This is a genomic window from Rhodanobacter sp. Root561 (genome assembly GCF_001427365.1).
Classification (GTDB): domain Bacteria; phylum Pseudomonadota; class Gammaproteobacteria; order Xanthomonadales; family Rhodanobacteraceae; genus Rhodanobacter.
The window spans coordinates 14847-35345 of sequence record NZ_LMGH01000003.1; the positions used below are offsets into that span (position 1 = coordinate 14847).

Sequence of the window (20499 nt, forward strand, 5' to 3'; positions counted from 1 at the left end):
TCCATGAAATTTCGTCCCGCGCTGTTCCTGCTGCTAGCCCTTGCCGCCACCGGCGCCCAGGCACAGTCCGCCGCCGACATGGGCGCGGGCAAGCCGCGCAAGGCAGCCACCTGGCCGCTGACTTCGACACAGGAAGAAGCGCAGGCCGCGCAGTTGTCCGCGCGTTTCCTGACCCGCTTCCACTACGACGCGCAGCCGCTGGACGACGCGATGTCGGCGCGCATCTACAACGCCTACTTCAAGTTGCTGGACAGCGAGAAGGTGTTCTTCACCCAGGTCGACATGGCGCAGTTCGCACCCAGCAAGACCAAGCTGGACGACGCGATCTGGAACCAGGACCTGTCCGCGCCGTTCGCCATCTTCAACGCCTACGTGCAGCGCGCCGTGGAGCGGATGACCTACGCCCGCGGCCTGCTCAAGCAGGGCTTCGACTTCTCCGCCGAGCAGAGCTACACCTTCGACCGCGAACACGCCGACTGGCCGAAGGACCAGGCCGAGCTGGACGAGCTGTGGCGCAAGCGCACCATGAACGACTGGTTGCGCCTGAAGCTGGCCGGCCAGGACGACGCGGACATCCGCAAGACGCTGGACAAGCGTTACGCCGCCTACATCGAACGGATCAGGCAGCTCGACGGTCAGGACGCGTTCCAGACCTTCATGACTGCGTACGCCGAAACCACCGACCCGCACACCGATTACCTCGGCCCGCGCGCGGCCGAGAACTTCGACATCTCGATGAAGCTGTCGCTGGAAGGCATCGGCGCGGTGCTGCAGGCGCGTGACGACTACACCCAGATCCGCGAGCTGGTGCCCGCTGGTCCGGCCGGCAAGTCCGGCAAGGTCCAGGTCGGCGATCGCATCGTCGGCGTCGGCCAGGGCGACAACGGCCCGATCGTCGACGTGATCGGCTGGCGCCTCGACGACGTGGTCAACCGCATCCGCGGCAAGAAGGACACCGTGGTGCGGCTGGAAATCCTGCCCGCCGACGCGGGCGTGGACGGCAAGCACGAGATCGTCACCCTGGTGCGCAAGAAGGTCAGCATCGAGGAGCAGGCAGCGAAGAAGAAGGTCGTCGAGATCAAGGACGGCGGCGTCACCCGCAAGATCGGCGTGATCGACCTGCCCACCTTCTATTCCGACTTCGGTGCACGCAGCGCCGGCGACAAGAACTTCAAGAGCGCCACCCGCGACGTGGCCCGCCTGCTCGGCGAGCTGAAGCAGGAAGGCGTGCAGGGCGTGGTGGTCGACCTGCGCAACAACGGCGGCGGCTCGCTGGCCGAGGCCAACTCGCTGACCGGCCTGTTCATTGACAAGGGTCCGGTGGTGCAGGTGCGCGACTCCAAGGGCCAGGTCGAGCAGCAGGGCGACGACGACCCGGGCATGGTGTGGAGCGGCCCGCTGGCGGTGCTGGTCAACCGCGGCACCGCGTCCGCCTCGGAAATCTTCTCCGCGGCGATCCAGGACTACCACCGCGGCCTGATCATCGGCGAGCCCACCTTCGGCAAGGGCACGGTGCAGAACCTGGTCGACCTGGACCGCTTCGCCCAGAGCGACGACGAGAAGCCGCAGCTGGGCGAGCTGAAGATGACCATCCAGGAATTCTTCCGCATCAACGGCGGTTCCACCCAGCTGAAGGGCGTCACCCCCGACATCGCGTTCCCGAAGAACGGCGACGAGAAGGACTTCGGCGAGTCGACCTACGAGAACGCGCTGAAGTGGACCCAGATCGCGCCGGCCGACTACCAGGTGGTGGCGAATTTCGCCGACTACCTGCCGCGGCTGGAGAAGCTGCACGCCGACCGCGTGGCGCAGTCTCCGGCGTGGAAGCTGATGCTGGACGAACTGGCCCAGTACCGCACGATGCGGGCGAAGACCTCGATCTCGCTGAACCTGGCCACCCGCGAAGCCGAGCGCAAGAAGCTGGAGGCGATCCAGGCCGACTTCCGCGCGCGGCACAAGGCCATCGACGGCACCGACGCCTCGCTCGCCGACGAGGCCAGCAGCCTGGACGACGGCCTGAACGCGAACGAGCGCAGCCTGAAGAGCGAGCTGAAGCAGGAGAAGGACGCGAAGAAGGCCAAGGACGTGCAGCTCAACGAAACGGCGCACATCCTGTTCGACGCGATCGGCATGATCAAGGCCGATCCGAAACTGGCCAGCGAAGTGCTGCCTTACGGCGGCAAGTCGGGCGTCAGCGTGGTGAATGCGCAGCCGGACACGTCCGGCGTGCTGCAGCAGCACTGAGTCGATCCGCGCGGCAACAGCGGCAAGCCTGAAAGGAGGCGGTGCATGGCACCGCCTCCTTTTTCATGGGCGATAGCCCAGCCGCTCGATCCATGGCTGCAGCACCGGCAGCACCGGCTCGAACTGCCGGCGATAGTTCTGCCAGCGCCCCACCGCCCGCCGATGGACGCCCTCGGTCACCTGGGCATAACTGGGTGTGCTGATGAAGCGCTTGCTCCGTGCATGTTCGGCGAAGCGGGCCATCGCCGCGGTGTCCGTTGTTTCGAGGAAGTCCCCCAGCCGGGCGAGCTGCTCGTCCAGCCCGCTGACCACCGATTCGTAGCGCCACTCCAGCACGGCGGGCGCGAACACCCCGGCGTCGGCAAACCATTGCTCGAACGCGTGGGCGTAGCCCTGCGCCAGTCGCGGCAGTGTCGAGCACAGCATCATGAAGGCCGGCGAGCGGAACGACTGCATGTAGCAGCTGAGCAGCACGTCGCAGGGATGGCGCAGGCACAGGATGATGCGCGCGTGCGGAAACAGCCGCATGATCATCGGCAAGCACAGCATGTTGAGCGGATTCTTGTCGACCAGGCGCCGCTCGCCCAGATCGGGCGCGACCCGTCGCGCCTGCCGCCAGTACACGCCGCGCAGTTGATCCGCATCCTGCTGGCTCAGTTCCGCCAGGTCCGCCGGATAGCGCTGGCCGACCAGCTGCATCGCCTCGATCAGGTCATGCACGTGGGCGCGCTCGTCCATCGAGCGGAAGTCCGGATGGGCGTCGAGCATCTGTTCCAGCAAGGTGGTGCCCGAGCGGGGGAAGCCGACCACGAAGACCGGGCTGTGCCGGGTGTCGGGGGCGGCCAGCGGGCGCCAGCGGGCATGCTCGTCGCGGCCGACCCGCTCGGCGCTCACCTGCAGCGGTCGGCTGTCGGCCGCCAGCAGCTCCGGCACCACGTGGCGGGCGATCTCGCGCTGCGCGTTGTGCGCCTGCTGCAAGGCTTGCCACGCTTCGGCGTAGCGACCTTGTCGATCAAGCGCGGAGGCCAGCCCGAAGGCGGCGCCGGCCCGGCTCTCGTCGTCGCTCGCGCTGGCCAGCGCGCGGGCCTGCAGCGTCGCGGCCGCGGCCGCCTCGCCTGCGCGCATCGCCATCGCGGCGTGCGCACGCCAGCCTTCGGCGCGCGCCTGTTCAGCCTGCGCGGGCATGGCTTCGAGCGCATCGATGGGCAACTGCTGCAGTTCCTCCCGCGCCGCGTCGAGCCGGTTGTTCCGTTCATGCAGCAGCACCCGCTGCGCCGCGATGCGCAGGCGCATGATCGTGGCCGCCGGTTCGGCCGGCAGCTGCGCCCGGGCCAGCGTGTGCAGCGCGGCGTCCAGTTCGCCCTGGACGGAAAGCATCGCCGACAGCAGCAGGGCATGCTCGGCCGTTTGCGGCGGCCAGTCGCCGGCGCCGTCCAGCAGCGCTTCCTGTTGGGTGTTGTCGCCGCAGACGTGGCAGGCGTGGGCTGCCTGCAGGCGGGCCTCGATGAAATGCGGCGACAGCTGCACGGCGTCCAGCAGGCTCTGCCGGGCGGCCAGCCACTGCCGCTGCTGGATGCGCAGCAGGCCGAGGTTGTAGTGCACTTCGGCATCGTCGGGTGCCAGCGCCAGCGCCGTCAGCAAGGCCTGTTCGGCCTCGGCCAGGTCGCCTGCTTCGCGGCAGACCACGGCGAGGTTGTTCCAGTGTGCGGAAACCTCCGGTCGCAACTGCGCCAGCCGACGGAAACTCGTCGCGGCCTGCTGCACGTGGCCGCAAGCCTGTTGCGCCAGGCCGAGCAGCGACAGCACGGCTTCGTCATCCCGCCACGACGGCGCGGCCTGCCCGGCGAGGGCGATGACCCGCTCCGGTTCGCCGGCGTTCCAGGCCGCGGCCATCGCCCTGGCCAGATCCGTCGCAGTGGACATGCGTGCTCCGTCGGTCATCCCAGTACGCATTATGCAAGAGGGCCGCGACGGATCGCGGCCCTCCTGGGTAGGCGCTGCGGAACTTCCGCAGCGCCCGGTTGCAGCGGGACCTCAGAACTTGATCGTGGCGCGCGCCCAGTAGTAGCGGCCGAGCACGTCGTAGGTGGCGGTGTCGACGTTGTAGTTTCCGCCGTTCTGGTAGATCAGCGGCGGCAGCTTGTTGCTGAGGTTGTCCACGCCCACGTCGAAGCGGGTGTGGATCGACGGCACCGCATAGCCCAGCTGGATCGAGTGGTACAGCACCGAAGCCATCGGGATGTTCACCCCGGCGACCGCCGCGTCACCGTTGAGCGCGGTCAGCCGGTGCACGTAGCGCGACTGCCACTGGGCATTCCAGTTGCCCTTGTCCCAGTTGAGCGTGAGCGTGCCGCGCCAGCGCGAGATGTTGCCGAACTGCGGTGTGAACGTGCCGGCGTAGTTGACCGTTTTCGCGCCGGGCTCGCCGGGCGTGGCGTTGACGTTGTAGGTCGAGGTGTAGCTGGTGTTGAGGCCGGCGCGGAAGTTGCCGGGGTCCATCCCGCCCAGGTCGAAGTGCGGGATCTTGTAGCGCAGGGTGTAGTCGATGCCGCTGGTGCTGGTGTTGCCCAGGTTGACCACCGGCGTGTTGATCAGGAACACCTGGCCCGGTTGCCGGCTGGTGTTGTCCTCGCGCTGGATGAACGAGCAGTACGGGCTGCTGGCGTTGTTGTAGCAGGAGCTGACCACGGTGTCGGCCTGGATCGCGGTCAGCGTGTCGGACAGGTAGATGTGCCAGAAATCGAGGCTGGTCGACAGGCCGGGGATCCAGTCCGGGTCGTAGACCAGGCCGATGTTGACCGACTTGCCCTTTTCGGGCTTCAGTTTCGCTCCCACCGTGTTGGCGCCGGAGTAGAACGTGTTGACCTGCGCCGGCGAGTTGCCGGCCCAGTTCACCGGCACGTACTGGCAGGCGGCCGCGTGTGCCGCCAGCTCGTCCGCGGTGCGACCCACGCAGGGGTCGTTGAGGTTCGGCTGGACCAGGGTGCGGCCGTCGTAGAGCTCGTTGAGGTTCGGCGCGCGGAACACCTGCGAGATCGTGCCGCGCAACAGCAACTGGGCGGTGGGGCGCCACTCGATCGCGACCTTGCCGTTGGTGGTCGTGCCGGTGGTGCTGTAGTTCGAGCTGCGGATGCCCAGGTCGAGGTTCAGCGAGTGCGCCCAGGGCTGGTCGGCCAGCAGCGGGATCAGCGTTTCCGCGTAGACCTCCTTGACGTCGAAGTCGCCGCGCCCGGGCGAGCCGCAGGCTTCCTGCAGGATCTGGCAGGTGGTGGTCACCGGGTCCAGCACGGCAAAGTCGCTGACCGTGTAGTTCATCATCTGCTTGCGGTACAGCGCGCCGGCGGAGAGCTGCATCGCGCCGGCCGGCAGGTCCCACAGCTCGCCGCTGGCGTTGAACTGGGCCTGCTTGGTGGACTGGGTGAATACGTAGATGGGCGTCTTGACGCCCTTGCTCAGCTGGTCGCCGACGCTGGCCTGGTCGAAGATGTTCGCACCGGCGTCGACGGCGGCCTGCAGCGACGGGATGTCCACCTCGTTGGTGTCGCGCTGGTCGCGCTTGGTGTGGCTGTAGTTGATCGAGGCGTCCCAGATCCAGCTGCTGTCCTGGCCGAAGTTGCCGCGCAGGCCCGTGTTGATCTGGGCGGTGTTGGTCTTGTAGCTGTGCACGCGGGTGCCGGCGCCGGTCAGGCGGGTCTGGAAGCTGTAGCCGCTGTCCGGGTCGCCGGGCACGGCACCGTGGCTGAAGGTCACGCCGAACGGATTGATCGGATTGTCCGACGAGATGATCAGGCCGTCACCGGTACCCACCGGCGAGGGCGCGTCCTGTCCGCTGGATTCCGTGCGGTTGTAGAACGCGTCGACGAAGCCGGTGAGGCTGTCGGTGAAGTTGTAGCTGCCCAGCACGAAGCCGTTGGTGCGCTTCTGCGCGGTCTGGATGTAGTTGAGCGCGGCGTAGTTGTAGGTGTCCGAGCCGAGCCGGCAACGGTAGTCGGCCTGGCTGGAGCCGTCGCCCTGGGCCAGCGTCACCATGGCGGTGTCGGTCGCCGGATCGATGTCGCAGCCGTACTGCGCGGCGATGGCGGAGGGCACCTGGATGCGGCCGGTCGGGATCGAGCTGGAACCGGCGGCCACCACGGATCCACCGGACAGGTACAGCTGCTGCCTGGAGAACTTGCGCCGGGAGGCGAGCGTTTCGTCGTACTTGTTGTAGTCGAGGCCGGCCGCGATGCTGAACTTGTCACCGGTGGCGCCGGCGGTCAGGTTGAAGCCCCGGCGCTGGGAGTCGCCGTGGCTGGAGATGCCGTCGTTCAGGCTGATCTGGGCGCCCTGGAAATCCTTGCGCAGGATGAAATTGACGACGCCACCGATGGCGTCCGAGCCGTACACCGTGGAGGCGCCCTCGGCCAGCACGTCGACCCGGTCGATCATTTCCGGCGGGATCAGGTTGATGTCCGGGTTGGACATGCGCTGGCCGTTGACCAGCACCAGGGTGCGGTTGATGCCCAGGCCGCGCAGCGAGACGCGCGAGGCGCCATCGCCGGCTTCCAGCAGGGGGCTGGCCACGCCGCCGCCGTTGCTGTTGTTCGCCGGGTTGGTGGCATTGCCGGAGATGCTCGGCATCTGCTGCAGCACGTCGCCCAGAACCGGCTTGCCGGAGTTGGTCAGCGTGGCGCGATCCAGCGTCACCACCGGGCTGGCCGTCTCGACTTCCACGCGGCGGATCAGCGAGCCGGTCACCACGACCGACTGCAGGGTCTTGGCCTTGTTCTTGGACGGTGGCGTGTTCTGGTCCGTCGAGGACGGCGTATCGGCCGGTGGCGTCTGCGTTTGCGCCTGGGCCAGGCCGGCGATCGTCAGCGCGCCGGCGGTCAGGGCCAGGCGCACCGCCAGTGACAGGTGGTTCATGCCGTATTTCATTTGGTCTCCCCAGTGGTTGTTGGTAGTCCGTTCCCAGCCTTCGATCTTTGTCGAGTCCCCCCCCGGGCACACGTCGCGCGAAGTGACGCTGTTCGTCAACGTCGCGCAACCGTCCGAAGATTACTCCGAGATCCGCTTCCGCGCGCAACCGGCGAGACGGGTTTGGCCGCCTTTTCGCCAGCAGCCGATCAGGCCTGCGTCGAAGGCGGCGCCGCCGGCTGGCCGGCGCGGTTGAAATCGCCGATGGCAGCGACCAGGTCGGCCACCGCCGCCCGCTCCGCCTCGCTGAGGTCGGGGTTCCAGCTGTCCAGGATCAACACCACGCGGTCGCGGTCGCTGTGGTTCCACGCCTCGTGTTCGAAAGTGTCGTCGAAGGTGACGCAGCGGCCTTCCTGCCAGACGTGCGTCTCGCCGCCCACGCGCAAGGCGCAGTCCGCCGGCACGATCAGCGGCAGATGGGTGACCAGGCGGGTGTTGGTGACGCCGCGGTGGGGCAGGATATGCGTGCCGGGGCGCAGCACCGAGTACAGCGTTTCCGGCGCGTGCTCGCGAATCCGCACCAGCGGCAGCGAGTCCAGCAGCGCACTGGTCTGTGGGCAGCGCAGGCAGTGCGCGTCGTGGCGCACGCCATGCCGCTGGAAGAAGAACGCGTCCCACGCCGCGTCCTGCGGACCGGAGGCGGCCAGCAGCTCGGCCGCCACGGTCGCGCTCGAAGGCGCGCCGAGGAACGGCACCAGGGTGTCCGCCGCATGCGCCAGCACCGCGCGCAATTCCTCGCGGATCGTGTCGCAGGCCGCCTCCAGCCGCGCATGTGCCGGAAAGCGTTCGGGCGGATAGAAGGTCTGGCTGGGGATGCCCGGGAAGTACAGGAATTTCGGCCGCTGCCGCGGGTCCGGCAGGTTGGCCGCCTGCTCGCCGAGATAGATCGCCAGGCACTGGTCGACGCGGGCCAGCTCGGAGCGTCCGTAGCGCTGGCGCAGCGGTTCGATGATCGCGTCGAACAGTTCGCGCCGACCGGCCGCCACGAAGCGCGTGGCGTGCTTCACCGCGTCGCGCAGGCCGGGCGCCGTGGTGTCGTCGCTGAGCCAGCGCCCCTGCGCCTGCGCGGTGTCGATCGCGCCGAGATAGGCCAGCATCGCGGCATGCCGGCTGCCCTGCCGCTCGAGCGCCACGCCCAAGCGCAGCCCCGCCACGAACAGGCCGGGCGCGAGCCGCAGGGCCTTGCGCAGGCTGTCGACAGCGTCGGGCCATGCGCCGGCCAGCATCTGCAGCTCGCCCAGCCGATGCAGCACGCCGGCGTCCTGCGGCTCGGCGCGATGCGCCGCCTGCAGCAGCTCGAGCGCACCCGCCGCGTTGCCCGCCGCCCACTGGCGGTCGGCCAGGAACTGCAAGGCCTCGGCATCGTGGGGCTGGCGTTCGAGCAGACGCCGGAAAGCAACCTCGGCTGCCGCCAGGTCGCCGCGCTGCCACGCGGTGAGCGCCTGCTCGCGGCAGCTCGCGGGGGTGGCATCGGGTGGCTGGTTCATCGGCGGGCTCGCTGTGGCGGCTCGCCGATGATCACGGGAACGCGGGCCGAGCGCCAGCGCCCCGCGTCGCCGCTATTTCTTCGCCGCCTGCTGCTTCGCCCGCTGTTGCTTCATCCACTGCTGGTACTCCCCGACGTAAGGCGCCTCGCGCAGCACCTTCGAACGCGGGTCGATCACCAGCAGGCTGCCCGCCGGCACCTGCAGCTGGCCGCTGCCGTCGCTCATCGGCACGGTGTGCACGGTGTCGCCCACCTGCACCTCGATCGGCATCGGGAACGGCTTGCCGTGCTCGGTGACCCAGCGCAGCTTCAAGGTGTCGCCCACGCGCTGCTCGTCCAGCCGCGGCAACGCGGCGTCACGCAGGTAGACGTCGAAGAACCAGTCGAGCTTGCGCCCGGTGATCCTGTCGACGATCGCCACGTAGTCCCGGGTGCTCGAATAGCGCGGCCGGAAGTTGCCCGGCTTCGGGTCGGGGCGGCCGTAGACCAGGCTGCGGATGCTCGCGAAGAAGTCCTTGTCGCCGATCAGCTGCCGCAACGTGTGCAGCATCAGCGAACCCTTGTAGTAGATGTCGTTGCCCGGGCCGTGCTCGGCGTCGTACACCTCGTGTTCGTCCTGGCTGTGGCCGGAAACGACCGGGTACTTGTTGCGCAACGACATGCGCTCGGTGTGCAACATCGCGAAATACGCCATGTCGCCGTGCAGGTACTGGCCATACAGCGGCTGCATGTAGGTGCCGAAACCCTCGTGCAGCCACATGTCGTCCCAGTCGGCATTGGTCACCTGGTTGCCGAACCATTCGTGCGAGAACTCGTGCTGCAGCAGCCAGTCGAAGCCGTACTCGCTGCGCGGATAGCCGTTGCCGTAGGCGTTGATGGTCTGGTGCTCCATGCCCAGGTGCGGGGTTTCCACCACGCCCATCTTCTCGTCGCCGAACGGGTAGGGGCCGATCTGCTGCTCGAAGAAATCCAGCATGCGCGGGAACTCGCCGAACAGCCGCTGCGCGCCTTCCGCATGCTCGGGCAGGTACCACAGCTCCAGCGGGATGGTGTTGCCGTAGCGGCTGGCGTAGTCGCCCTTGAGCAGCTTGAACGGGCCCACGTTGATCGAGATCGCGTAGGTGTCCGGGTGCTTGGCGCGCCAGTGATAGGTGTGCTGGTCGCCCTGGTCGGTGATGCCGATCAGCACGCCGTTGCCGGGCGCGGCCAGCGTCTTCGGCACGGTGATCCAGGTGTCGACCAGGTCGGGTTCGCCCTGTGGCTGGTCGATGCACGGCCAGAACAGGTCGCAGCCTTCACCTTCGACTGCGCTGGCCACCCACGGCTGGCCATCGGCGGTGTGGCTCCATACGAAGCCGCCGTCCCACGGCGCGTGCTTGGCCACGTGCGGCTTGCCGCCGTAGCGCACGGTGACGCTGACCTTGCCGCCGGCCGCGAGCGTGGCCGGCAGCTGCACGCGCAGGCGGCCGTCGGGGTTGCTCCAGCGGCTGGCGGCCAGCGGCTTGCCGTCGAGTTCGATGCCGCTGATCGGCAGGTTGCGATCCAGGTCCAGCAGCAGCACGTCGGTGGCCGACTTCGCGGTGAAGCTCAGCGTGGCGCTGGCGTCGATGCGCTGTTTTGCGGCGTCGACGGTGAAGTGCAGGTCGGCATGATCGAAATGCACGCGCGCCTGTTCGGCCGGCATCACGCCGCCGGAGTTCATGGTCAGCGCGGTCAGCGCCGGCTGGGTGGCGGTGTCGGCCGCGGCGCTGCCGAAACTGGCAAGGCCGAGTGCGACGCCGAGGACAAGCAGATGCAGGCGAGCGGACATGGGATGGCTTCCGGGGAGAGTATCTCCCGCAGCATGCAATCTTTCAGCGACGGACGACAACGCCAGAAGTCATGGCCGGACGTGATGCCTCCGCGCCGGTTCGCTCAGCCGGCGTAGCGCTGCTGCAGGTAGGCGAACATCGCGCGCACGCCCATCGCCTCGCCGCCGCGGGGACGGCCGGGTCGGTCCGCGTCGTTCCAGGCGTAGGTGTCCAGGTGCAGCCACGGCGTGCCGTCCGGCACGAAACGCTCCAGGTACAGCGCCGCGGTGATCGCGCCGGCATGACGCGACGGGCCGGCATTGGCGAAGTCGGCCAGGTACGAGTCGAGCATCTTGCGGTACGGCCGCCACAACGGCATCTGCCACAGCGGGTCGTCGACCGCGCGACCGGCGGCCAGCAGCGCGGCGGCCGCGGCATCGTCGTTGGCGAACAGCGCGGGCAGGTCCGGGCCCAGCGCCACGCGGGCGGCGCCGGTCAGCGTGGCGAAGTCGAGCAGCAGGTCGGGCTGCTGCTCGGCGCCGTAGGCCAGCGCATCGCACAGCACCAGGCGGCCCTCGGCGTCGGTGTTGTCGACTTCCACCGTGTGACCGGCGCGGGTGGTGATCACCTCGCCCGGGCGCATCGCGTTGCCGGCCACCGCGTTCTCCACCGCGGGCACCAGCAGGGTCAGCCGCACCGGCAGGCTGGCCTGCATCACCAGCCCGGCCAGCGCGATCGCATGGGCGGCGCCGCCCATGTCCTTCTTCATCCAGCGCATGCCGTCGGACGACTTCAGGTCGAGCCCGCCGGTGTCGAAGCACACGCCCTTGCCGACCACGACCAGTCGCGGGTGCTCCTTGCGACCCCAGCCCAGTTCGACCAGCCGCGGTTCGCGATGGCTGGCGCGGCCCACCGCGTGGATGGTCGGGAAGTTCGCCTTGAGCAGCTCGTCGCCGACCCAGTCGCGCACCTTGGCCTTGTGCGTCTTGCCGAGCCGGCGGATGGCGTCGCTCAACTGCTCCGGACCCATGTCCTCGGTCGGCGTGTTGACCAGGTCGCGGACCAGCGCGGTGGCCTCGACCAGCGGCGCCAGCGCCTGCCGCTCGGCTGCGCTCACCGCGAGTCGAGCCGGCGCGCGCTTCGGCTGGCGATAGCGATCGAACTGGTACGCGCCCAGGGCCCAGCCCAGCGCCGCCTGGCTGCGATCGTCCAGCACGCATTCGTCGGCGAGGTGGTAGGTGGCCTCGGGCAGGCCGAACGGCAGCGCGGCCAGCGCCGCCAGCGGCTGCCGCGGCTCCACCCCGACCAGCACGCGCACCAGCTTGCCGGCCGCGTCGGACAACAGCGCGAACGTGCCCGGCGCCGCCGCGAAACCGCTGTCGCCCAGCCAGCGCTTCTGCGCGGCGGTGAGCCGCCGCTTGCTCGCGGCGTAGTGCGCGGCGTCGGTGGTTTCAATGGCGATGCTGTGACGGTTGCCGGACTGGCGTTCGATCAGGGCGGACATGCGGGTTCCTTCGGACTGGCGCCGGCAATGCTGCCGGACTCGACGAATGGCTTTCGGCGACGGGCCAAAACGCCAATGATGCGCGCAATCGCCGCCGCTTGCCTACACGCCGCTGCCGGGAGATCTACGGGCGGGAGATCTACGGGATGGGATGCTGCGCTTCGAGCCAGTCGGCCAGCGCGGTCATGTCGCGCAGGTCCAGTTCGGGCGGCTCGCCCATGCCGTCGGGCCAGCGGGCGCCTTCGCGATTGAGCCAGGCGGTGCGCAGCCCGGCGTCGCGGGCGCCGGCCACGTCCATCGACGGATCGTCGCCCACGTGCAGGATCTGCTGCACCGGCACGCCCAGCCGTTCGGCGGCGGCCAGGAAGATCCGCGCATCCGGTTTGGCCATGCCGCTGTCGCGGGCGCAGATGTGATGGGCGAAATGCGCGTGGATGCCGATGCGCTGCAGGTCGGCGTTGCCATTGGTCAGGCTGGCCAGCGGCCAGCGCGTGGTGATCCGCTGCAACGCGGGCAGGCTGTCCGGATACAGCTCGACGCTGTTGCGGGCGGCGAAATAGATTTCCCACAGCGCGTCGATCGGCGCGTCGGCCACCCCGCAGCTGGCGAACGCATGCTGCAGGGTGAGCTGGCGCTGGGTGGTGAAGTCGTGCGCCAGGTCGAGCCGTTCGGCGGCGACCCGGGCGCGCAGCTCGCGCATCGCGGCGATCGGCCACGCCTGCGCCACCTCGGGATGGTGTTGCCGCAGCCAGGCGTCCACCGCCTGGTCGGCGCGTTCCAGGGCCGGCAGCACCGGCCACAAGGTGTCGTCCAGGTCCAGCGTCAGCGCGAGTATCGGCGCCACGCCGGCGCTCAGAGATTGCTGATGCGCAGCACCTGGCCCAGCTTGATCTGGTCGCCCTTCAGGTGGTTCCACTCGCGCAGCTGGGCCACGTCGACCGAGTGGCGCTTGGCGATCGTCGACAGCGTGTCGCCCTTGACCACCTTGTAGGTCGTCGTGGCCTGGCTGGTGCTGGCGCTGACCTTGCCGAAATTCGCGCTGTCGTTGCGGCTGACCGTGGTGGCGCTGCCGCTGGCGTGCGCCGTGCTGGTCACGCTGACGTCGCTGACGCTGCCCTGGATCTTGCTCAGGCGCGCGTTCTGCTTCTTGTCGTCCTCACGCTTTTCCACCGCCATGCGCGCGGCCAGCGTATCGGCCGAGGTCGGCGCGATGGCGGCGCGTGCCGCGTAGGTGGCGCCCGGCGCCGACACCGGCGTGCCATGGGGAACGCGGGCGCCGACCTCGGCCAGGATCCTGCTGCGGCGCGAGCTGTCCAGCGCGACGAGTGCGCCACCGTCCTGGTACGGCAGCACCGCGTGCTTGCGCAGCGCGGCCTTGCCCGGCTCGCTCTGCACGAAGTCGACGAAGGCCTGCGCCTGGCTCGCCTTCGGGCTGCTCGGGTTGGTCACCAGGTACAGCGGGATGAACAGCGGATAGCTGCCGTCGGCGATGTTCGCCACGGTGGCCCGCTTGCCGTTGACCGGAATCGCCTTCAGCTTCGCGTTGCCGCTGATGCCGGACAGCGTGGCCACGCCAAAGCCGTTCGGGTTCAGCGCGATGCCTTCTTCCAGCTTGCGCGTGTTGACGTACAGCCGCGGCGCGGCCACCGGCTGGTTGCCGCGGCCGAACAGCAGGGTGCGCAGGCTGTATTCCACGCCGTCACCGGGGCTGGCCACCGCGTACACGTCGATCGGCGCGTTGCGGCCGCCGACTTCGCTCCAGTTGTGGATCTTGCCGTAGTAGATGTCGTGCACCTGCTTCAGCGTGAGCCCGCTGATCGGGTTCGACGACTGGGTGACGATCACCAGGCCGTCCCACGCCACCGGGGTGAAGGTGAGGCGGGCGTTCTGCGCGCTGTTGTCGGACGGGCGTGCGCTGCCGGCCAGGTCGGCGGTGCCGCTGGCCACCGCGTCGATGCCCGAGGCGGTGTTGAACGGCTGCAGTTCGATGCGGCCATGGCCGCTCTTCTCCCACGCCTTGGCCACTTCGCCGACCACGCCGTTGGCCGTCGCCACGTCACCACGCCAGACCAGGCTGCTCTTGGCCGGCGCGCTCGCCTTTGCCTTGGGATGGCTCTTGGCGACGGCGGGAGTGGTGAGGCAGGCCCCGATCAGGGCGACGGACAGCAGGCGGACAAGACGAACGGACATGGTGGCGGAGAACCCCGGCGTGATGATGGTTGGATGTTTTTGACGCGAGTATGGCGCCTCGCGGGCGCACGCAGGCTGAAGCGATGCGGGTATTTCATCGGCCCGGGTGCGGAACATCAAGCACTTTCATGCATTTGCGCTCCCTCGGCGGTCCGGCCTGTGCGCCGGAACACGCGCAGGGAGCGATCCCCGCCACGCTTTTTGCTGAACGGGCCGGCCCCGTTCAGTTGATCACCACGTAGCGGGTGCCGTCGTCGCCGGCCACCACCAGCACCAGCTGGCGCGGCTTCACCCCGGCCAGCCCGCGCAACACGTGCAGGCTGGTGATGCGCTGGCTGCCCACGCCGATCAGCACGTCGTCGGTGGTGAGGCCCGCGCGCGCGGCGCGACTGCCCGGCTGCACCGCGCTGACCGCCACGCCGTACCAGCCCTGGTTGCGCTGCTCCTGGCTCAGCTCGCTGAAGCGCACGCCGGCCAGCCGCGGATCGAGATCGCCGCCCTCGGCGGTGGCCAGCTTCTCGGCGGTGAGCGTGGCGCTGACTTCGCTGAGCTTGCCCCCGCGCAACACGCCCAGCCGCAGCGTGCTGCCCAGCGGCAGCAGGCCCTCGGCATTGTTCAGTTCCTGCACGGTGTGCAGCGGCTTGCCGTTCAGCGTGGTCAGCACGTCGCCCGCCTGCAGGCCGGCGCGCTCGGCGGCCGAGCCATCGCGCACGCCGGTGACCAGCACGCCATCACGGTCCTTCAGCTGCAGCGCGCTGGCGATGCGCGGCGTGATCAGCTGGGTCTGCACGCCCAGGCTGCCGCGCTGCACCTTGCCGTGCGCCAGCAGCTGCGCCATCACCTCGCTGGTGAGGTTGCTGGGTATCGCGAAACCGATGCCGACGTTGCCGCCCGAGGGCGAGAAGATCATCGTGTTGATGCCGACCAGCTCGCCGCGCAGGTTGACCAGGGCGCCGCCGGAGTTGCCCGGGTTGATCGAGGCATCGGTCTGGATGAAGTTCTGGTAGCCGCCCATGCCCGAAAAATTCCGGCCCGACGCGTTGCTGCCCAGCCCGGAGCGGCCCAGCGCCGAGACGATGCCGGCGGTGACCGTCTGGCCCAGCCCGAACGGGTCGCCCACCGCCACCACGTAGTCGCCCACCTGCAGGCGCGAGGAATCGGCCAGCGGCAGCGCCTGCAGCTTCTGGGCCGGGATCTGCACCACCGCCACGTCGGTGGCGGCGTCGGTGCCGATCAGCTTGCCCTTGAACGTGCGCCCGTCCTGCAGCGTCACGCTGATGTCGTCGGCGCCGCCGACCACGTGGTTGTTGGTCAGCACGTAGCCCTTCGCCGCGTCCACGATCACGCCCGAGCCCAGGCTCTGCTCGACGCGCTCGCGCGGCGTGCTGGGCAGGCCGAAGAAGCGCCGCATCATCGGGTCGTCGAAATACGCATCGCGCACCGGCACCCGCGTGGTGGTGGAGATGTTCACCACGGCCGGGGTCACCCGGGTCAGCATCGGCGCCAGCGAGGGCATCGGCTGGCCGTCGATCGCGGCGGGCAGGCTGGCGGCGTGGCCGGGCAGCGGGGCCAGCGCCACGAACAGCGCGGCCAGCGCAGCGCCAAGCCAGCGCGCCGGGCGTGCAGATGAGTGCGACATGGGTCCTCCTTGGGCATCGATGACGGCGCTGCTTCGACCGGAACACCGCGCCACGGTTCCGCAACGCCGATGGCTGTCGTGGGACTTTACATCGGTCGACGTCGGGGTTAACTTGCCTACCCGGTAGCAACCACAACATCTTGTGTTGAGAACTTGGTGCTTTAACTAGCACTGGTGTCGAACATCGCACTCTTGAGGGGGAGTCGTTGTTGTCGGAAAAGCGCTGGCAGCGCGGGCCGGAGGGCAATCCTCACGGGCTTGCGCCGCCATCGAAACAGTCATGAGCGGCGTGCCGCCACACATAAAAACAACGCCGGCCGGAAGGCCGCAGCGAGAGGTCCCAGAAGCCGATGAGCACAGTGAGTGCCCCAGCCGCCAGTTCCGCCACCGGTCGTGATGCCGTCGTGGAAATCCCCCTGCAACCCGCGTCCTGGGACATCTGGGACAAGAAGTACCGGCTGAAGGCGAAATCCGGCGAGCCGGTCGACGCCACCATCGACGAAACCTACCAGCGCGTGGCGCGCGCCCTGTCCGACGTGGAAGCCACCGACGAGCTGCGCGCCCACTGGTACGAAAAGTTCCTGTGGGCGCTGCGCCGCGGCGCGATCCCGGCCGGCCGCATCACCTCCAACGCGGGTGCACTGGCGCACAAGCCGGCCACCAGCACGATCAACTGCACCGTGTCGGGCACCATCCACGATTCGATGGACGACATCCTGGAGAAGGTCCACGAAGCGGGCCTCACCCTGAAGGCCGGCTGCGGCATCGGCTACGAGTTCAGCACCCTGCGTCCGCGCAACGCCTACGTCTCCGGCGCCGGCGCGTACACCAGCGGCCCGCTGTCGTTCATGGATATCTACGACAAGATGTGTTTCACCGTGTCGTCCGCCGGCGGTCGCCGCGGCGCGCAGATGGGCACGTTCGACATCAGCCATCCCGACGCCAAGGAATTCATCCGGGCCAAGCGTGAAGACGGCCGCCTGCGCCAGTTCAACCTCAGCCTGCTGATCACCGACGGCTTCATGCAGGCGGTCGAGCACGACCAGGACTGGCCGCTGGTGTTCCCGGTGCACATCAAGGAAAAAGGCGAGGTCGACGTCAATGACCCGGCCCAGGTGGTGTGGCGCGAGTGGCCCACCCACGAGAACTACGTGGACCGCGAGGACGGCCTGGTCGCCTGCAAGATCTACGGCCACATCCGGGCGCGGCACCTGTGGGACATGATCATGGTGTCCACCTACGACTATGCCGAGCCGGGTTTCATCCTGATCGACAAGGTCAACGAGATGAACAACAACTGGTGGTGCGAGCACATCCGCGCCACCAACCCCTGCGGCGAGCAGCCGCTGCCGCCCTACGGCTCCTGCCTGCTCGGCTCGGTCAACCTGACCAAGTTCGTGCGCGACCCGTTCGGCCCCAAGGCCAGCTTCGACTGGAACGAATACCGCGAAGTGGTGAAGGTGTTCACCCGCATGCTCGACAACGTGGTCGAGATCAACGGCCTGCCGCTGGAACAGCAGCGCAACGAGATCATGGGCAAGCGCCGCCACGGCATGGGCTTCCTGGGCCTGGGTTCCACCGTGACCATGCTCAAGCACAGCTACGGCAGCGCCGAGGCGGTCGCCTTCACCGAGGAAGTCTCGCGCGAGATGGCGGTGGCCGGCTGGGAAGTGGCGCTGGAACTGGCCAGGGAAAAGGGTGCCGCCCCGGTGCTGCTGCGCGACTTCACCGTCACCGGCGACATGCTGCGCAAGCGTCCGGAAATGGTCGCCGACGGCTACAAGGTCGGCGACAGCATCCCCGGCCGCGTGCTCCACGCGAAATACAGCCGTTACATGCAGCGCATCGCCACCGTGGCGCCGAATCTGGTCGAGCAGCTGGCCGAAACCGGCGCGCGCTTCACCCACCACACCTCGATCGCGCCCACCGGCACGATCAGCCTGAGCCTGGCCAACAACGCCAGCAACGGCATCGAGCCCAGCTTCGCGCACAGCTACTCGCGCAACGTGATCCGCGAAGGCAAGAAGTCCAAGGAAAAGGTCGAGGTGCTCAGCTTCGAGCTGCTGGCCTACCGCGCGCTGATCAATGCCGACGCCAAGCCGTATACCGAAGAGGCCGGCAACAAGCTGCCGGACTACTTCGTGGCGGCCGACGACATCAGCCCGAAGCAGCACGTGGACATCCAGGCCGCCTCGCAGAAGTGGATCGACTCGTCGATCTCCAAGACCGCAAACGTGCCCACCGACTACCCCTACGAAGACTTCAAGGACATCTACTTCTACGCCTACAAGCAGGGCCTGAAGGGATGCACCACGTTCCGCTTTAACCCGGCGGCATTCCAGGGCGTGCTGGTCAAGGATTCCGATCTTGAAAACACCCTCTACCGCTTCGAGCTGGACGACGGTAGTGTTGTCGAACTGAAAGGCAATGAGCAGGTGGAATACGACGGCGAGATGCATTCGGCCGCCAACCTCTTCGATGCCTTGAAGGAAGGGTATTACGGCAAGTTCTAGGCAGCACACGCACCTCGCACCGAGGTGTGCGGTGTTCCCCCAGGAGGCGTCGATTCCCGAAAGGCCGCGTCACGTACTGACATCAATTCGGAGGGGAATACCAGCATGTCCATCGATAACGAAGTTGAAGCAAGCAGCACACCCGTTGCCGTCGAAGCACCGGCCGTCGCCCTCCCGGTCCTGCCGGACGTGCCCGCGGCCGCTCCGGTCGCCGCACCGGTGGCGGTGAAGAAGACCGCCGCCAGGAAGAAGGCCGCGCCGAAGAAGGCGGCTGCAAAGAAGGCAGCTCCGAAGAAGGCGGCTCCGAAGAAGGCTGCGGCGAAGAAAGCTGCGGCGAAGAAGGCCGCTCCCAAGAAGGCTGCCGCGAAGAAGGCGGCTCCGAAAAAGGCTGCCAAGAAGGCAGCTGCCAAGAAAGCGGTGAAGAAGACCGCGAAGAAAGCCGTGAAGAAGGCGGCGCCGAAGAAAGCGGCAGCGAAAAAGGCTGCACCGAAGAAAGCCGTGAAAAAGGCCGCCGCGAAAAAGGCGGCTCCCAGGAAGGCCGTGAAGAAGGCTGCCGCGAAAAAGGCGGCGCCGAAAAAGACCGCAAAGAAAGTCGCCAAGGTGGTGAAGAAGAAAGCCGCCAAGGTCGCAAGGAAGGTCAGCAAGAAGTCGGCCAGCAAGAAGGCCGCACCGAAAAAGGCGGCAGTCAAGAAGTCCGCCAGCAAGAAAGCCGTCGCCAAGACGGCAAAGAGGTCCACTGCCAGCAAGAAGGCGAGCGTCAAGTCGGCACGCCCGGTGAAAAAGGCTGCCGGCAAGAAGGCCGCTGCAAAACGCAAGTAAGCAACACCGCATCCGGCCCGGCCCCAGCGCCGGGCCGGATGATCTCCCGTTACACGCCGTGAGCAACCCGGCACCCATCACTCAAGAAGCAACGAAGCGAACATCATGGCAATCAAGATCGACAAGAAGATCACCGGCTACAACGTGGTCAAGCCCGAAGACAAGGTTGCCGCCCCGGCCGCCGCGAAAGACGCGCGAGTCAGCGACAAAGCCGGCGAGCCCAAGCAGGCCGAAGTGATCCAGATGCACGAAAGTGTCGAGCGGCCGGAAACCCTGGTCGGCTCCACCTTCAAGATCAAGTCGCCGCTGTTCGAACACGCCCTGTACGTCACCATCAACGACATCGTGCTCAACGCCGGCACCAAGCACGAGCAGCGCCGCCCGTTCGAGATCTTCATCAACTCGAAGAACATGGACCACTTCCAGTGGATCGTGGCGCTGACCCGGCTGATGTCCGCCGTGTTCCGCAAGGGCGGCGACGTCACCTTCGTGGTCGAGGAACTGAAAGCCGTGTTCGACCCCCGCGGCGGCTACTTCAAGGCCGGCGGCGTCTACATGTCCAGCATCGTGGCCGAGATCGGCTCGGTGGTGGAGCAGCACATGAAGAACATCGGCCTGATCCACGATCCGGAGATGGATGCGGCGACGCGGCAGTTGATCGCCGACAAGCGGAAAGCCTACGAGGCCGCCAGCGCAAAGACCGATGCCAGCGCTACCACCGGTACGGCCGCCACCGACGCGCTGACGTTTCCGCCGGGCTCGATGATGTGCGACAAGTGCAACACCAAGGCTCTGGTGCTGATGGACAATTGCCAGACTTGTTTGAATTGTGGGTATTCGAAGTGCGGGTGAATATGCGTGATTAGTTAGTAGCGAGCAGTTGCACGGGTAGTATCAATAGGGAGAGGAGCGTCATGCGGATATCTCTGACGGATTTGGTCGATATTGTTTCCAAGTCCGGATCTCCGAAGGCGACCAAGGTTGCGCAAATCAAGGCGCGACCAGACTATCAGCCAGCCATAGATTTCTATAAGCAATTCCGTGATGGAATCATAGGGATACACAAATCTTCTGGTGCGCGCACCGAACTAGCAAAAATAATCTCAAAGGTTAGCGAGAAAAATAGAGTTTCCAACTATCCTGCGGCTATAGCTGGCTATAAAAAGTGGTGGGGTACGAAGTCGCTTGAATGGTTCCAACCGCAAAGCAAAATATTTTCGCGTTCTGGGGTAGATGTTTCCATCAATCCCGAGTTGGGGCTCGACGTCCCCCCGGTTTTGAGTAGCACGTCGGTTTGGAGTCCAATCCCCCATCCGAAGGAGATTGGACGTGAAGAAGCGGTTTACCGAAGAGCAGAT

13 protein-coding genes are annotated in these 20499 nt (G+C 67.4%); 5 read left to right on the forward strand and 8 right to left on the reverse strand.

What is annotated here, in order from left to right:
- Nucleotides 1-3 precede the first annotated feature (3 nt).
- Nucleotides 4-2244, forward strand: coding sequence for a carboxy terminal-processing peptidase (locus tag ASD55_RS06325; protein ID WP_056764577.1), 2241 nt, complete (start codon nucleotides 4-6; stop codon nucleotides 2242-2244).
- A 63-nt stretch (nucleotides 2245-2307) separates the two neighbouring features.
- Here ASD55_RS06325 and ASD55_RS06330 read toward each other — a convergent pair whose 3' ends face one another.
- From ASD55_RS06330 to ASD55_RS06365, 8 genes are all read right to left on the reverse strand, one after another.
- A complete protein-coding gene (locus tag ASD55_RS06330; RefSeq protein ID WP_056764578.1) occupies nucleotides 2308-4167 on the reverse strand; it encodes a sulfotransferase in 1860 nt (619 codons plus the stop codon).
- A gap of 111 nt (nucleotides 4168-4278) precedes the next feature.
- A complete protein-coding gene (locus ASD55_RS06335; protein WP_082542675.1) occupies nucleotides 4279-7149 on the reverse strand; it encodes a TonB-dependent receptor in 2871 nt (956 codons plus the stop codon).
- 200 nt (nucleotides 7150-7349) lie between these two features.
- Entirely contained in the window at nucleotides 7350-8687 is a 1338-nt protein-coding gene (locus tag ASD55_RS06340; RefSeq protein WP_056764582.1) for an aspartyl/asparaginyl beta-hydroxylase domain-containing protein, read from the reverse strand.
- A 72-nt stretch (nucleotides 8688-8759) separates the two neighbouring features.
- Nucleotides 8760-10496 (reverse strand): M1 family metallopeptidase, encoded by a 1737-nt coding sequence (locus ASD55_RS06345; protein WP_056764584.1) that lies wholly within the window; start codon nucleotides 10494-10496, stop codon nucleotides 8760-8762.
- A 104-nt stretch (nucleotides 10497-10600) separates the two neighbouring features.
- Nucleotides 10601-11980, reverse strand: coding sequence for a leucyl aminopeptidase family protein (locus ASD55_RS06350; protein WP_056764585.1), 1380 nt, complete (start codon nucleotides 11978-11980; stop codon nucleotides 10601-10603).
- Nucleotides 11981-12119: 139 nt separating this feature from the next.
- Complete coding sequence (locus ASD55_RS06355) at nucleotides 12120-12824, reverse strand: HAD family hydrolase (RefSeq protein WP_056764586.1); 705 nt, start codon at nucleotides 12822-12824, stop codon at nucleotides 12120-12122.
- A gap of 8 nt (nucleotides 12825-12832) precedes the next feature.
- Nucleotides 12833-14170, reverse strand: coding sequence for a substrate-binding domain-containing protein (locus ASD55_RS06360; RefSeq protein ID WP_056764588.1), 1338 nt, complete (start codon nucleotides 14168-14170; stop codon nucleotides 12833-12835).
- Nucleotides 14171-14393: 223 nt separating this feature from the next.
- Nucleotides 14394-15809 carry a Do family serine endopeptidase gene (locus tag ASD55_RS06365; RefSeq protein WP_056764589.1) on the reverse strand — a complete coding sequence of 472 codons (1416 nt, stop codon included), beginning with the start codon at nucleotides 15807-15809 and terminating at the stop codon, nucleotides 14394-14396.
- A 350-nt stretch (nucleotides 15810-16159) separates the two neighbouring features.
- Here ASD55_RS06365 and ASD55_RS06370 point away from each other — a divergent pair, with 350 nt between their 5' ends.
- From ASD55_RS06370 to ASD55_RS18320, 4 genes are all read left to right on the forward strand, one after another.
- The gene (locus tag ASD55_RS06370) at nucleotides 16160-18322 is read left to right on the forward strand and encodes an adenosylcobalamin-dependent ribonucleoside-diphosphate reductase (protein ID WP_056764591.1); all 2163 of its coding nucleotides are present in this window, start codon (nucleotides 16160-16162) and stop codon (nucleotides 18320-18322) included.
- Nucleotides 18323-18427: 105 nt separating this feature from the next.
- Nucleotides 18428-19141 carry a hypothetical protein gene (locus ASD55_RS17975; protein WP_082542672.1) on the forward strand — a complete coding sequence of 238 codons (714 nt, stop codon included), beginning with the start codon at nucleotides 18428-18430 and terminating at the stop codon, nucleotides 19139-19141.
- Between the two features lie 105 nt (nucleotides 19142-19246).
- Complete coding sequence (locus tag ASD55_RS06380) at nucleotides 19247-19993, forward strand: NrdJb (RefSeq protein ID WP_056764593.1); 747 nt, start codon at nucleotides 19247-19249, stop codon at nucleotides 19991-19993.
- A 62-nt stretch (nucleotides 19994-20055) separates the two neighbouring features.
- Nucleotides 20056-20499 (forward strand): hypothetical protein (locus ASD55_RS18320; protein ID WP_200946093.1); only part of this gene is annotated, 444 nt, incomplete at its 3' end.

What these genes read in the sequence shown, in the direction of transcription:
- ASD55_RS17975 (WP_082542672.1), top strand. Translation starts at nt 18,428, where the DNA reads ATGTCCATCGATAACGAAGTTGAAGCAAGCAGCACACCCGTTGCCGTC.
- ASD55_RS06325 (WP_056764577.1), top strand. Translation starts at nt 4, where the DNA reads ATGAAATTTCGTCCCGCGCTGTTCCTGCTGCTAGCCCTTGCCGCCACC.
- ASD55_RS06330 (WP_056764578.1), bottom strand. Translation starts at nt 4,167, where the DNA reads ATGTCCACTGCGACGGATCTGGCCAGGGCGATGGCCGCGGCCTGGAAC.
- ASD55_RS06340 (WP_056764582.1), bottom strand. Translation starts at nt 8,687, where the DNA reads ATGAACCAGCCACCCGATGCCACCCCCGCGAGCTGCCGCGAGCAGGCG.
- ASD55_RS06380 (WP_056764593.1), top strand. Translation starts at nt 19,247, where the DNA reads ATGGCAATCAAGATCGACAAGAAGATCACCGGCTACAACGTGGTCAAG.
- ASD55_RS06335 (WP_082542675.1), bottom strand. Translation starts at nt 7,149, where the DNA reads ATGAACCACCTGTCACTGGCGGTGCGCCTGGCCCTGACCGCCGGCGCG.
- ASD55_RS06360 (WP_056764588.1), bottom strand. Translation starts at nt 14,170, where the DNA reads ATGTCCGTTCGTCTTGTCCGCCTGCTGTCCGTCGCCCTGATCGGGGCC.
- ASD55_RS06350 (WP_056764585.1), bottom strand. Translation starts at nt 11,980, where the DNA reads ATGTCCGCCCTGATCGAACGCCAGTCCGGCAACCGTCACAGCATCGCC.
- ASD55_RS06365 (WP_056764589.1), bottom strand. Translation starts at nt 15,809, where the DNA reads ATGTCGCACTCATCTGCACGCCCGGCGCGCTGGCTTGGCGCTGCGCTG.
- ASD55_RS06370 (WP_056764591.1), top strand. Translation starts at nt 16,160, where the DNA reads ATGAGCACAGTGAGTGCCCCAGCCGCCAGTTCCGCCACCGGTCGTGAT.
- ASD55_RS06345 (WP_056764584.1), bottom strand. Translation starts at nt 10,496, where the DNA reads ATGTCCGCTCGCCTGCATCTGCTTGTCCTCGGCGTCGCACTCGGCCTT.